Consider the following 12,910-nt stretch of genomic DNA (forward strand, 5'->3'; position numbering starts at 1 on the left):
CAAAACCTTTACCGTCGCGAAAGTCATTGAGGCGTTGCAGCGCCCAGCGTTGATCCTTGCGCCGAACAAGATTTTGGCCGCGCAGCTTTATGGCGAGTTTAAAAGCTTCTTTCCCGACAATGCGGTCGAATATTTCGTCAGCTATTATGACTATTACCAGCCCGAAGCCTATGTCCCGCGCAGCGACACCTATATTGAGAAGGAATCGAGCGTAAACGAGGCCATTGACCGTATGCGCCATTCGGCGACGCGGTCGTTGCTGGAGCGTGATGACGTTATCATCGTTGCCTCTGTGTCGTGTATTTACGGTATCGGTTCGGTGGAAACCTATTCAGCGATGATATTCGACCTGAAAGCAGGCGAAAGCGTTGATCAGCGCGAATTGATCCGCAAGCTCGTCGCGTTGCAATATAAGCGCAACGACACCGGCTTTGCCCGCGGCAATTTCCGCGTGCGGGGCGACAATCTGGAAATCTTCCCGTCGCATTATGAAGACATGGCATGGCGCGTGAGTTTCTTTGGCGACGAGATTGAGGAAATCGCCGAGTTTGATCCGCTGACGGGGACGACAGGCGCAAAGCTGAACAGTGTGCGCGTGTACGCGAACAGCCACTATGTGACGCCCGGCCCAACGATGAAGCAGGCGAGCGAAGCCATTCGGTTCGAACTTACAGAGCGGCTGAAAGAACTGGTGTCCGAAGGAAAATTGCTGGAAGCGCAGCGGCTTGAGGAACGGACGAATTTCGATCTGGAAATGATCGCGGCGACCGGCAGTTGCGCGGGCATCGAAAATTACTCGCGCTTTTTAACGGGCCGCCTTCCAGGTGAACCGCCGCCAACCCTGTTTGAATATCTACCTGAAAATGCATTGCTGTTTGTCGACGAAAGCCACCAGACGGTGCCGCAAATCGGCGCGATGGCAAAGGGCGACCATAGGCGCAAGCTGACGCTCGCTGAATATGGTTTCCGCCTGCCCTCTTGCATCGACAACCGGCCGCTGCGTTTCAACGAATGGGACATTATGCGCCCGCAAACGGTGTGCGTTTCTGCAACACCCGGCGGTTGGGAAATGGAACAATCGGGCGGCGTGTTTGCCGAACAGGTTATCCGGCCAACGGGGCTGATCGACCCACCTGTCGAGATTAAACCCGTGGAAGATCAGGTGCAGGATTGCATCAACGAATGCCGCAAGACGGCAGAGGCAGGTTTCCGGACATTGGTCACCACGCTGACCAAGCGCATGGCCGAGGACCTGACCGAGTTCATGCATGAGGCAGGCTTGCGCGTGCGCTATATGCACAGCGATGTTGAGACGTTGGAGCGCATCGAGCTGATCCGTGACTTACGGCGCGGTGTGTATGACGTGCTTGTCGGCATCAACCTGCTGCGCGAAGGTCTGGATATTCCCGAGTGCGGGCTCGTCGCGATTTTGGATGCGGACAAGGAAGGTTTCCTGCGCAGCGAAACGTCGCTCATTCAAACCATTGGTCGCGCCGCACGTAACGTCGAAGGCCGCGTTATCCTATATGCCGACCGGATGACGGGAAGCATGGAGCGTGCGATTCGCGAAACCGACCGCCGCCGCGAAAAACAACATGCCTATAATATCGAACATGGCATTACGCCTGCGACCATCAAGCGCGACATCCACGATATCGTTGCCGATACCGCCAGCCGCGATTCGGTGCTGGTCGAGATTGACGCCGACGGTACCAATAACCTCGTCGGCCATAATCTGCGGGCCTATATCGACGATCTTGAAAAGAAGATGCGCGCTGCCGCTGCGGATCTTGAATTTGAAGAGGCTGGACGTCTGCGCGATGAAATTCGCTCATTAGAAGCAACCGAGCTTGGCCTGCCGCACCAGCAACATGTCGCCGCCCCACGCGGCCGATCGACGGAAGGTCAGCCCGGCACACGCAAAATGCGGTACGGAAAAACGCAACGGAAATTTGGGAAGTAGGCCCCGGCTTTTAGGCAGCTTTTACGTTCTCAGTTGAAGAGCCGAATGAACGCCGAAATTCCGGCAAGGCCCAGGATGCCCGCGACAAAACTGCGCCACAAGCTTGGCGGCACTTTGCCAAAGGATTTCGCGCCAAGCCAGTTGCCCGCCAGCACAGACGGAAACAGCAACAGCGACAGCCACAATAAGCGCGCGTCGGCCAAACCCAAGGCAAAGGCCGAAATCGTGCCCGCAATGGCCGTTGCGAAAAACACGAGCATCATCGATGCGCGCGCTTCCTTGGGCGGGATTGGTTGGCGCAGGTAGAATGGCACAACAGGCGGGCCGGGCATCGCGGCAAAGCCGGTTAGGATACCCGATGCAATACCGGTCGCTGCGGTCTCCTTTGGTCCCGGGCGCAGTTCGCCACGTTGTGGCAGCAGGACGAGCGCGAACGCACCTATGGCAATGGCCGCGATCATCAACCGCGCAACGTCAGGGGTTGTGACCTTCAGCAACAATATACCAATCGGTGTTGCAAGCATCGCAAATGCCGCAATCATCAACGCACTTTGCCGATGCGCGTCGGCGAATATGGCCTTTAGCCCAACGGGTCCAATCAGCACCTGCAGCAATATGGCAATGACGACCGCTTGGCCCGGGGTAACAATCATCCCGAACAACGGCACCAGAATGATCGCCATGCCAAAACCCGTCAGCCCACGGATATACGCAGCGCCAAGGGTCATTGCAGACAACAGCAGCAATTGCGCGGTGGCAAGGCCCGTCAGGTCGTGAATGTTCAGTGCCCCATTGCCGCATGGTCAGCGGCAGTGAGCGGCTTTTCTGCCTTCACGCCTTTTGTATCGAGCCACGCCTGCATCTCTTTGATCTCGGCTTCCTGCGCCGCAATTACCTTTTCGGCGAGTGCGCGGACTTCGGGGTCCTTGCCATGTTCCAACGCAACTTTGGCCATTTCGACCGCGCCGACATGATGCGGAATCATGCCCTGCATAAACGCAACGTCCGCATCTTCGGCGATATTGCCCATGCTGGCATGCATTTTGTCATTGGCCGCGGCATAGCCCTTTTGCGCCGCGTTGTAGCTTGCGGTGGCGTCGGCCTCGGTAGATGCCTCCGTTGTTGTGGCAGCATCATCTGCGGCCGGTTTTTGGCACGCCGCCAGCAGCAAGATAGCCGCGAGCGTGAAAGGAAGCGTCTTCATCACAATCTCCTTATCTGACCGAAATTTGGTTTAACGAATATCGGGCGGGGTTGCTTCATGCGACAGCATCGCAATGGCTTCATCCAGCGTCATGATACGCTGGCCGTCGGAACCAAGGCTGCGGATGGCGACCTTGCCCTCTTCTGCCTCACGCATGCCAACGACGAGGAGATGGGGTACCTTAGCAACGCTGTGTTCGCGCACCTTGTAATTGATCTTCTCGTTCCGCGTGTCGGACTCAACCCGAATACCAGCCGCTTTCAACTTGGCCGTAACATCATGCGCATAGCCATCTGCTTCCGACGTAATGGTCGCAACGACCGCCTGCACGGGCGCCAACCAGACAGGGAAGCGACCGGCATAATGCTCAATCAATATGCCAATGAAGCGTTCATAGCTGCCAAAGATTGCACGGTGCAACATGACGGGACGGTGGCGTGCGCCATCTTCACCGACATAGCTTGCATCAAGCCGTTCGGGCAGGACGCGGTCGGACTGGATCGTTCCAACCTGCCATGTGCGGCCAATGGCGTCGGTCAAATGCCACTCAAGCTTTGGCGCGTAAAATGCGCCTTCGCCGGGCAATTCTTCCCAACCAAATTCCGGCGTCGCAAGGCCCGCGCGCACGACGGCGTCGCGCAGTTCATTTTCCGCCTTGTCCCAATCCGCATCCGATCCGAACCGTTGGTCCGGACGCAGCGCGAGCTTGATCGAATAAGTGAAACCAAATTCTTTGTAGACGCGGTCGGCCAGCGCACAAAATGCCTGCACTTCTTCGACAATCTGGTCTTCGCGGCAGAAGATATGCGCATCATCCTGCGTGAACTGACGCACCCGCATCAGTCCATGCAAGGCACCATGCGGTTCGTTGCGGTGGCAACAGCCGTTTTCATATATGCGCAGCGGCAGGTCGCGATAGGATTTGATACCCTGGCGGAAAATCAGAACGTGCGCCGGGCAGTTCATGGGCTTTAACGCCATCCAGTCGGCCTCACCCGAAATCACGGGGCCCTCATCATCAACATTCGGCACTTCGTCAGGGATCACGAACATGTTGGCGCGATATTTGCCCCAATGCCCCGATTGCTCCCATTGCCGCGCGTCCATGACCTGCGGCGTTTTCACTTCTTTATAGCCAGCGCCGTCGATGGCGCGGCGCATATAGGCTTCGAGCTCGCGCCAGATCAGATAGCCGTTTGGATGCCAAAAGACGGAACCATGTGCCTCTTGCTGCAAATGGAACAGGTCCATGTCCTGCCCAAGACGGCGATGGTCGCGCTTTGCGGCTTCCTCAAGACGCAGCAGATGTGCGTCGAGCTGCTTTTTATTCAACCAGCCGGTGCCGTAAATGCGGCTCAGCTGTGGGTTGTTCTGGTCACCCCGCCAATAAGCGCCGGCAACGCGCGTCAGCTTAAACGCGGCAGGATCAAGCTTGCCCGTCGACGCCAAATGCGGACCGCGGCACATGTCCATCCAGTCATTGCCCGACCAATAGACCGAAAGCTCTTCACCTTCGGGCAGCTCCGCCGCCCATTCCGCCTTGAAGCTTTCGCCCGCATTCTGCCATGTGGCGATCAACGCATCACGCGCCATGACTTCGCGGCGCAGCGGCTTATCTGCGCGGATAATGTCGCGCATCTTTTCTTCAATCGCGGGCAGGTCGTCCATCGTGAATGGACCACGCGATGCGGGCGCCATCACGTCATAATAAAATCCGTCATCGGTCGACGGGCCAAATGTAATTTGCGTTCCGGGAAACAAGGCCTGCACCGCTTCGGCAAGGATGTGCGCAAAGTCATGGCGGGCAAGTTCAAGCGCGTCCGCCTCATCACGGCTGGTCACCAGTGCGAGCTGCGCATCGGCGTCCAACGGGCGCGTGATATCGCGCAATTCGCCATCCACCCGCGCTGCAATCGCCGCCTTGGCAAGGCCAGGGCCAATGGCGGCGGCAATATCCGCCGGGGTAGTGCCGCGCGCGACTTCACGGGCAGTGCCATCGGGAAGGGTAATGCGGATCATCTCGGACATGGATTTACGTGCTTTCAGCTTCGGTTTGGAACCGCCCCTTTGCCAGTCCAAACGCGAAGTCGCAACCCTGCAGAATTGGCGGTCTTTGCGCACCCACTGGGCTGCGGCAGTGACTAAATGGAAAGGGTCCTTGATATGACATAACATAAAAAGTAAAGTTAGCTTGTCTTATTGAACAGGGAACTTGACATGACCTCTTGGAAAAAGCTTGCGCCCTACATGCAGCGATATACCATCAGGGTGCTGCTGTTTATGGCATCTTATATGCTGATCCTGACCAGCAGCCTCGCCTTCGCACGCGGTGGCACCGAACATTCCCAAGCCACGCTTATTGGGCTGGCGCTCATCTCCGCACTCCCCATAATCGGGGTATTTTGGGCAATATTTCGACTGCTGGTCGAAATCGACGATGAATATCAACGACTTCTATTTGCCAAGCAGACGCTGCTGGCAACGGCATTCACGCTTGTAACCGTGACCGTGTGGCAATTTCTTGCCGTCTACGATGTTGTCGCCAGCGGTCCAGAATGGATGGGCGCGATTTGGTTTGCTATGCTTGGAGTAGCGGGTCCTTTTGCGCGCTGGAAAGCATGAAAAACCGCCTGAAAGTCCTGCGCGCCGAACGCGATTGGAACCAGCAAGATTTGGCCGACGCTCTTGGCGTTTCGCGTCAGTCCGTGAACGCCATTGAAACGGGAAAATACGACCCGTCATTGCCATTGGCGTTTCGTATCGCTGACCTGTTTGCCCTGCCGATCGAAGCGATTTTCCTGCGCGATTAACCCGCAGTCTTCTCGGCGCGATAGGGCACGAAATCACCAAGGCTACAGATACCGCCGGTCATGCCGCTGGTACGGTCCACCAAGCGGAGAATATCACCGCGACATTTCTGGCTGCCAAATTGTTCGGAGACAACGATATCACTGTCGCGTGCAAGGCCCGGACAAGGTGACCGCAAATTGTTCTTGTACACAAGGCGGCCCGACACGCGGTAGAGCAAGATATTGTCGCTGACGCGGATCATATTGTCGGCATTGAAATCACTGATGCAGGTTACCGGTTTCCCCGCGACCTTGCCGCCGATTTCCTTCATTAAGACAGCAGACTGCTTCTCGGTCAGCGGCGCAGGAGTGCGGTCGACTTGGCCGCATGCCGCAACAACCGTCAAAGGCAAAACAAGGCCAGCCAGTTTGAGGATATGCATCGGTCTATCTCCTGAATTCACATAGCTGCATGATAGCGGCTGCGTGATGAACGGCAGATTATCATAAAATCGTCGCCATGTGGCGTTTTTCGCCCGACGTGACGTCAACGATCCTATGGCCAAGGTCGCCATCGGGTGTGCTGTCCAGCACCGCCATGGCACGGGCGCCATTTTCCATTTCGAGAATGAGCGTGGCCGGACCAAAACCGTCCTTGCCCGCGGACCGGACAAAGCTGAGTATACGGCCCTTGCCTTGTGGGGCGTCATCCAGCGCGATCTGTTTCGGCACATAGCCCTTCGCAGATTGACCCGACCAGGCAATGGCGGGCTGCGATGCGGTATAAACACCGACGGCCTGTTTTGACATTACGCCGCCATTCGCAGTGACCAAAGCGGGCTTTGATCCATCTTGGCGCAGGGCATCAACCATCGCGGCGATATTATACATGCTATAGCCATTGCCGGGCCCACCGAAAAAGCTGAGGCCGCCGGTCAGCGTATAATCGCCAAGCGCACGCGCGGCGTCATTCATGGTGTCAACGGCCGCAAATACCGCGCAGGGAAAGCAGCTGTAAATATCGACGGGGCCGAGGTCACTGGCCTGCATTCCGGCCTGCCCAAGTGCCGCCGGAATGGCAAAATCAAGCGCCGCCGACCGGTGAATGACACCGCGCTCTGCCAATGGTGGTTCGGCGGCTTCAGCCGCACCCGCAAGCCAGACCCATTTGTCTTGCGGCACACCTAGATCGCGCGCCTTACCTGCGCTGGTCAGGATAATCGCCCCGCCCAGATCGACCGCATCCTGCGCCACATGCCAGCGCCGGTAAATGTCCGTCAGCGGGTAATTGGCATTGTCGTCGCTCAGCATCGCGTCGGGCGCGCGAAAGCCGGGGAATTGCGCGTGGGTCCGCCCTTCCGCTTTTGCTGAAAATGCCGACCAAAAGGCCGCCATTTCCCGTGCATAAGCGTCAGCGTGTAATCCCAGTTCCATCCGCCGCGCATTTTCAATCAGGCTGTACGCCAGCGGCATGGAAATGATGCCATGGCGGATTTCCGTTCGGCCCAAAATCGGAAAACTGGAAAGGCGATTGTCGAACGCTATGTCCGAAGGCAAGCGCCAGTCCAAAGTCACACCCGCCTTGCGCGCGCGCTTTGCGGTCCCGGTCGCTTCTGCGGCCACGAGCACCGCGACATCACAGGTCCCGCGGCGGATATCACCCGCCAGTTCGTTCAACATCGCCTGCGGGCTTTGACCGCCGACATCGGCGTAAATCAGCCGCGCCGCGCTGATGCCGCCTGCCGCTCCAAAAGCTTCGGGCGCATTGTCGGGCGACCCGGTGCCCAGGCTAACGCCGCTGTCCTCGAACGTGCGGATCGCGGCAATGGTATCAATTGCCGCTGCAACCGATGGGGCCTGACCCGTATCGGCCAGTGCAACCTTGATAGCGGCGCCAGCCAATTCGCGTGGGCTTGGCCATTCGCCGGAAACGGTCTTTCGGCTGGCTTCGCCCACGCCAATAATGACCGGCGCGCTTGCATCAAAATTGCTCATCATTCACTCCCGATTATCTCTTAACTGCACGCTTAAATATGCTAGCAGTCGATGCAAGAGATAAGGAGAGCGCACATGGCGAAATGGCCGAAATTGACGTGGGACAAAGAACCAACTGGTCCGTTGAAGGGGATTAAGGTTGTCGACATGGCCACGGTTGTCCTTGGGCCTTATGCCACCGTGCAATTGGCCGACCTTGGCGCGGAGGTCATTAAAATTGAAAATAGCGAGGGCAACACACCCGGCGACCTGATGCGCCATGGCGGTGATTCGCCCAGCAAGCAGCATGGGCCGATCTTCACGGCGCTCAACCGCAACAAAAAAGCCATCAACCTCAACATCAAAAAACCGGAAGATAAAGCCGTTCTCGAAGCCTTGCTGGAGGAGGCCGATGTCTTCATCCATAATGTCCGCATGGCAGGGGTCGAACGGCTGGGTTTCGGGTATGAGGCGGTCAAGGCCATCAACCCCGACATCATCTATATTCACTGCGCCGGATTTGGATCCGGTGGCGCTTATGGCGAGCGGCAGGCTTATGACGACCTGATTCAGGCTGCGTCCGGCTTTGCTGCTTTAAGCGAGCAGCGCGATGGTGGCCGCCCGACCTATTCGCCCAGCCTTGTCGCGGATAAAGTCAGCGGTCTGTTCGCGGCCAACGCAACGATGGCGGCATTGCTTGCGCGTGCGGGTGGGCAAGGCGGCCAGTTTGTGCAGGTTCCAATGTTCGAATGCTTCACCTGGTTCAACATGGTCGAAAATCTGTGGGGCGAAACCTTCCTCCCCGGCAATGGCCGCATGGGCTATACGCGCTCGTTAAACCCCCGTCGGCGACCGTATCCGACCAAGGACAGCTTCATCGCCATCGTTCCCTATAATGACCGGCAATGGTCGACGTTTTTTGAACTGGGCGGCAGGCCCAATGTGTTCGACGACCCGCGCTTTTCGACCTATCAGGAACGCATAAAACATACCGGCGAATTATACGCCCTCATCGAAGAAGTCAGCGCCGCGCGCACTACTGATGAGTGGCTGGATCTGTTGGACGCGCATGACATCCCGGCGATGAAATATAACCGCATGGCGGATGTCCTCAACGACCAGCATCTTGCCGACGTCGGCTTTTTCGAAGAGCTGGAGTCGCCCGATATCGGTACATATCGGTCGATGAAGCACCCGGTGCATTATGCGGGAACGCCTGCGTCGAACTTTGCGCATCCGCCGATGCTGGATGCCGATGGTGATGAGATTAGGGCCGCGTTGGGGTTGTGAACGGCTGGCGTTGTGGTTGGCTTCTAAAAATCGTCATCCTGAACTCGTTTCAGGATAACGCACGACCGCCGCCTGTTATCCTGAAACAAGTTCAGGATGACGAGAGCAAGCCTTATCCCACCGGTGCGCAGCCCTAAACCAGCAGCCCGCGCATAATCAGGTCGATGCTGTGCTCGCGATAGGCGTCGCGCATATTTTCGTTAAAATCGTCCTGATTATAACAATGGCGCAACACCAAGCGTGACGAGTAAAATCGGTCAGCCGCGCCCGTCACGGTGAAGTAGAAAAACTGCGGATCAAGCTTGCGGAATTTGCCCGCCTTTACGCCTTCGGCGATCAGCGCGTCATACACCTTCGAAATAGGCTTCAGATACAGGTCCGCGATACGGGCCGCTTCAACAGGCGCGCTATCACGCACCATGCGCATCAACAGGCGATTGAGATAGGGGAACGCATAATAAGTGTCGATGACGGCACCGATGTGAATACGTAACTTTTCTTCCGGCGGGATGTCCTTTGCCAGCAACGCGCCAAGACTGAAAACAATATTGCCCATGTCGCGATCAAGCAGCGCCAGCATCAAGCCGTTTTTGTTGCCGAAATAATATTTGACCAATGCACTGTTCAGGCCTGCACGAAGCGACAGTTCCGATAACGAAAGGTCGATGGTATCGCCCTCACGCATAATCTGGCTCGCCGCTTCAATAAGCTGGTCGCGCGCCTTTGCATTATCACCCGCTTCACTCACCAGCCTTGGTCCTGTCGTGGCCATTGGCGTCTACTCCCCCCGTTTACGCAGGGTTACTTATAAGCAGGTTCATCCCACCATGGGAAGAAGTCAGGCATATCTGCGGAAACTTTATCGGGATAAACGGGTGGCCGCTTTTCGAGGAAGCTGGATATGCCTTCCTTTGCGTCGCCTGAGCGTGAACGGCGGTAAATCGCGCGGCTGTCAATCTGGTGCGCGGCCATGGGATGTTCCGCAGCGTACAGCCGCCACAACATCGCCCGTGTGAGTGCAATCGACACTGGCGCGGTGTTGTCAGCGATTTCCCGGGCCAATGCCCGCGCGGCGTCCATCAACTCTGCAGGCGCATGAATGGATCGCACCAGCCCACCCTGAAGTGCCTCCGCCGCGTTGAAAACCCGGCCCGTCATGCACCATTCCAGCGCCTGTTGCATGCCCACCAGCCGTGGCAAGAACCAGCTTGAGGCAGCCTCTGGCACAATCCCGCGCCGCGCAAAAACAAAGCCGAAGCGCGCCGTGTCACTGGCCAAGCGGAAATCCATCGGCAGCTGCATGGTCGCGCCAATGCCGACCGCGGCGCCGTTGATCGCACCAATGACAGGCTTTTTGCATTGGAAAATCCGCAGCGTTAACCGGCCACCGGAATCGCGCACGCGTTCATCGGAAAGCGTTTCGACTTCGGACCGGCTCGCGAACACGTCGCCGCCATCCTCGGGTGTCAGATCGGCCCCTGCACAAAATGCACGGTCACCCGAACCCGTTACGATGACGGCGCGCACCGCATCATCCGCATCCACCAAATCAAATGCCGCACACATTTCGCGCATCATCACATTTGTAAACGCATTCATCTTTTCGGGACGATGCATCGTGATGGTCGCGATGCCATCTGTGACATCATAAAGGATTTGGGTGAACGCGGTCATGCGATCAACGCGGTGCCATACGGATGGCGCCGTCGATGCGGACGTCTTCGCCGTTGAAATAGCCGCACTCGATCATGGTCATGGCGACCTGCGCAAACTCGTGTGGATGGCCGAGGCGTTTCGGGAATGGAACCGACGCAGCAAGCCCATCTTTCACAGCCTGAGGCGCGCCGTTCATCAATGGCGTGTTAAAGATGCCCGGCAGAATCGTGTTGATGCGAATGCCTTCGCTCATCAGGTCGCGTGCGATTGGCAAGGTCATGCCGACAACGCCGCCCTTTGATGCAGAATAAGCCGCTTGGCCCATCTGACCGTCTTCAGCAGCAACCGAGGCCGTGTTGACCATCGCGCCGCGTTCGCCATCTTCCATGGGCTCAAGCGTCAACATGCCAGCCGCCGACTTGGCGATGCAGCGGAATGTGCCGACCAAGTTGATCTGGATGATCCGGTCAAAGGCATCGAGCGGGAAATGCTTGATCGATCCGTCTTCCTTCGAACGGCTTGCGGTCTTCGCCGCGTTACCTGTGCCGGCACAGTTGACCAAAATGCGTTCCTGACCATGCGCAGCACGCGCCTTGGCGAAACCGGCATCGACGCTTTCATCGCTGGTGACGTTCACGTTGCAGAATACACCGCCGATTTCGGCTGCAAGTGCCTCGCCCTTGTCAGCCTGCAAATCAAAGATGGCGACCTTCACACCCTTTGCGGCCAACGCACGGGCGGTTGCCTCACCAAGGCCAGATGCGCCGCCGGTGACGACTGCTGCGACTGTTGAATCCAGTTTCATAAATACTCCTGATCGTTTTAACCGTCATGCTGAACTTGTTTCAGCATCTTACTTTTTGACGGTGGAAATTAAGACCCTGAAACAAGTTCAGGGTGACGGTGATGGATGACTAATCGTTATACCCGCTCGATGATCGTAACGTTGGCCTGACCACCGCCTTCACACATCGTCTGCAAACCATATTTGCCGCCACGTGCTTCAAGCGCATTCAGCAAAGTCGCCATCAGCTTCGTGCCCGATGCGCCAAGCGGATGGCCCAATGCGATCGCGCCGCCATGAACGTTGATTTTCGAACGATCGCCGCCGGTGTGCTTCAACCAAGCGAGTGGCACAGGTGCGAACGCTTCGTTCACTTCATACAGGTCAATGTCCGACATTTTCATGCCCGAACGCTGGAACGCACGGTCGGTCGCGAACAAAGGCTCTTCCAACATGATGACGGGGTCGCCAGCGGTCACGGTCAAATTGACGATGCGCGCGCGCGGGGTGAGGCCATGTTCTTTCAGCGCCTTTTCCGACACGATCAGAACGGCCGAAGCACCATCACAAATCTGGCTGGCATTCGCGGCTGTGATAGAGCCGCCTTCTTGAAGCAACTTGACGCCGGACAGGCTTTCAAAGGTTGCATCATAGCGGATGCCTTCGTCGCTATTGTGGATGATCTTGCCTTCTGGCGTATCGACTTCGATACCGACGATTTCATTGGCAAAGGCACCACTTTGCGTCGCGGCGATAGCTTTCTGGTGCGATTCCAGCGCGAACTGGTCAAGGTCTTCGCGGGTAAAGCCATATTTCTTCACGAGCATTTCAGCGCCCATGAACTGGCTGAACATGATGCCGGGATAGGCTTCTTCGAGCCGTGGGCTCTTATAGGTGCCCATGCCTTCTTTCTTGAACAGCATCGACGTCGAACCCATGGGAACGCGCGTCATGCTTTCGATACCGGCGGCGAGCACAATGTCCTGTGTACCCGACATAACGCCTTGCGCCGCGAACATCATCGATTGCTGCGATGATCCGCACTGGCGGTCAATGCTGACCGATGGGATTGAATTGGGCAAACGCGATGCCAGAACGATATTGCGGCCGACATCGCCCGCTTGTTCGCCGCCTTGCATGACGCAGCCCATGATGACGTCTTCAATCGCTGCAGGATCGAAATCATTACGGTCAGCAATGGAATCGAGCACGGCAGCGCCCAAATCGACGGGGTGAACGCCCGCAAGCTT

13 protein-coding genes are annotated in these 12,910 nt (G+C 57.1%); 4 read left to right on the plus strand and 9 right to left on the minus strand.

Annotated elements, in window-relative coordinates:
• A partial coding sequence (uvrB, locus tag ACIQ0G_RS06575; RefSeq protein WP_397577217.1) for an excinuclease ABC subunit UvrB occupies nucleotides 1-1,963 on the plus strand: 1,963 nt, incomplete at its 5' end.
• Nucleotides 1,964-1,992: 29 nt separating this feature from the next.
• Here uvrB and ACIQ0G_RS06580 read toward each other — a convergent pair.
• From ACIQ0G_RS06580 to thrS, 3 genes are read right to left on the minus strand one after another with little or no spacing between them, the layout of a single operon-like run.
• On the minus strand, nucleotides 1,993-2,691 hold the full coding sequence (locus ACIQ0G_RS06580; protein ID WP_397577226.1) for a sulfite exporter TauE/SafE family protein: 699 nt from the start codon (nucleotides 2,689-2,691) through the stop codon (nucleotides 1,993-1,995).
• A 53-nt stretch (nucleotides 2,692-2,744) separates the two neighbouring features.
• Complete coding sequence (locus tag ACIQ0G_RS06585) at nucleotides 2,745-3,167, minus strand: DUF305 domain-containing protein (RefSeq protein WP_397577218.1); 423 nt, start codon at nucleotides 3,165-3,167, stop codon at nucleotides 2,745-2,747.
• 30 nt (nucleotides 3,168-3,197) lie between these two features.
• Complete coding sequence (gene thrS, locus ACIQ0G_RS06590; protein ID WP_397577219.1) at nucleotides 3,198-5,195, minus strand: threonine--tRNA ligase; 1,998 nt, start codon at nucleotides 5,193-5,195, stop codon at nucleotides 3,198-3,200.
• 189 nt (nucleotides 5,196-5,384) lie between these two features.
• On the opposite strand from thrS, the gene ACIQ0G_RS06595 reads away from it, so the two are divergent.
• Together ACIQ0G_RS06595 and ACIQ0G_RS06600 are read left to right on the plus strand one after the other, a co-directional pair.
• Complete coding sequence (locus ACIQ0G_RS06595; protein WP_397577220.1) at nucleotides 5,385-5,789, plus strand: hypothetical protein; 405 nt, start codon at nucleotides 5,385-5,387, stop codon at nucleotides 5,787-5,789.
• Complete coding sequence (locus tag ACIQ0G_RS06600; RefSeq protein WP_324478871.1) at nucleotides 5,786-5,977, plus strand: helix-turn-helix transcriptional regulator; 192 nt, start codon at nucleotides 5,786-5,788, stop codon at nucleotides 5,975-5,977. The genes ACIQ0G_RS06595 and ACIQ0G_RS06600 overlap by 4 nt, the downstream gene beginning before the upstream one ends.
• Here the strand turns inward: ACIQ0G_RS06600 and ACIQ0G_RS06605 are convergent.
• Entirely contained in the window at nucleotides 5,974-6,399 is a 426-nt protein-coding gene (locus ACIQ0G_RS06605; protein WP_333569701.1) for a hypothetical protein, read from the minus strand. The two genes, ACIQ0G_RS06600 and ACIQ0G_RS06605, sit on opposite strands and share 4 nt — an antisense overlap.
• A gap of 61 nt (nucleotides 6,400-6,460) precedes the next feature.
• Nucleotides 6,461-7,954, minus strand: coding sequence for a hypothetical protein (locus ACIQ0G_RS06610; RefSeq protein ID WP_397577221.1), 1,494 nt, complete (start codon nucleotides 7,952-7,954; stop codon nucleotides 6,461-6,463).
• Between the two features lie 72 nt (nucleotides 7,955-8,026).
• Here ACIQ0G_RS06610 and ACIQ0G_RS06615 point away from each other — a divergent pair, with 72 nt between their 5' ends.
• Nucleotides 8,027-9,220 (plus strand): CaiB/BaiF CoA transferase family protein, encoded by a 1,194-nt coding sequence (locus tag ACIQ0G_RS06615; RefSeq protein ID WP_397577222.1) that lies wholly within the window; start codon nucleotides 8,027-8,029, stop codon nucleotides 9,218-9,220.
• A gap of 133 nt (nucleotides 9,221-9,353) precedes the next feature.
• On the opposite strand, the gene ACIQ0G_RS06620 is transcribed toward ACIQ0G_RS06615, so the two are convergent.
• From ACIQ0G_RS06620 to ACIQ0G_RS06635, 4 genes are all read right to left on the minus strand, one after another.
• The gene (locus tag ACIQ0G_RS06620) at nucleotides 9,354-9,992 is read right to left on the minus strand and encodes a TetR family transcriptional regulator (RefSeq protein WP_397577223.1); all 639 of its coding nucleotides are present in this window, start codon (nucleotides 9,990-9,992) and stop codon (nucleotides 9,354-9,356) included.
• Nucleotides 9,993-10,021: 29 nt separating this feature from the next.
• Nucleotides 10,022-10,894 (minus strand): crotonase/enoyl-CoA hydratase family protein, encoded by an 873-nt coding sequence (locus tag ACIQ0G_RS06625; RefSeq protein ID WP_397577224.1) that lies wholly within the window; start codon nucleotides 10,892-10,894, stop codon nucleotides 10,022-10,024.
• Between the two features lie 4 nt (nucleotides 10,895-10,898).
• Nucleotides 10,899-11,681: an SDR family NAD(P)-dependent oxidoreductase gene (locus ACIQ0G_RS06630; protein WP_333790537.1), complete on the minus strand. Its 783-nt coding sequence runs from the start codon at nucleotides 11,679-11,681 to the stop codon at nucleotides 10,899-10,901.
• A gap of 116 nt (nucleotides 11,682-11,797) precedes the next feature.
• A partial coding sequence (locus ACIQ0G_RS06635; RefSeq protein ID WP_397577225.1) for an acetyl-CoA C-acetyltransferase occupies nucleotides 11,798-12,910 on the minus strand: 1,113 nt, incomplete at its 5' end.

This window comes from Sphingorhabdus sp. (assembly GCF_044354325.1).
In the GTDB taxonomy this organism is placed as follows: domain Bacteria; phylum Pseudomonadota; class Alphaproteobacteria; order Sphingomonadales; family Sphingomonadaceae; genus Sphingorhabdus_B.

Bases quoted from the DNA above. Each gene is read 5' to 3' on its own strand.
- ACIQ0G_RS06580 (WP_397577226.1), bottom strand. From the start codon at position 2,691: ATGACCCTTGGCGCTGCGTATATCCGTGGGCTGACGGGTTTTGGCATG.
- ACIQ0G_RS06585 (WP_397577218.1), bottom strand. From the start codon at position 3,167: ATGAAGACGCTTCCTTTCACGCTCGCGGCTATCTTGCTGCTGGCGGCG.
- thrS (WP_397577219.1), bottom strand. From the start codon at position 5,195: ATGTCCGAGATGATCCGCATTACCCTTCCCGATGGCACTGCCCGTGAA.
- ACIQ0G_RS06595 (WP_397577220.1), top strand. From the start codon at position 5,385: ATGACCTCTTGGAAAAAGCTTGCGCCCTACATGCAGCGATATACCATC.
- ACIQ0G_RS06600 (WP_324478871.1), top strand. From the start codon at position 5,786: ATGAAAAACCGCCTGAAAGTCCTGCGCGCCGAACGCGATTGGAACCAG.
- ACIQ0G_RS06605 (WP_333569701.1), bottom strand. From the start codon at position 6,399: ATGCATATCCTCAAACTGGCTGGCCTTGTTTTGCCTTTGACGGTTGTT.
- ACIQ0G_RS06610 (WP_397577221.1), bottom strand. From the start codon at position 7,954: ATGATGAGCAATTTTGATGCAAGCGCGCCGGTCATTATTGGCGTGGGC.
- ACIQ0G_RS06615 (WP_397577222.1), top strand. From the start codon at position 8,027: ATGGCGAAATGGCCGAAATTGACGTGGGACAAAGAACCAACTGGTCCG.
- ACIQ0G_RS06620 (WP_397577223.1), bottom strand. From the start codon at position 9,992: ATGGCCACGACAGGACCAAGGCTGGTGAGTGAAGCGGGTGATAATGCA.
- ACIQ0G_RS06625 (WP_397577224.1), bottom strand. From the start codon at position 10,894: ATGACCGCGTTCACCCAAATCCTTTATGATGTCACAGATGGCATCGCG.
- ACIQ0G_RS06630 (WP_333790537.1), bottom strand. From the start codon at position 11,681: ATGAAACTGGATTCAACAGTCGCAGCAGTCGTCACCGGCGGCGCATCT.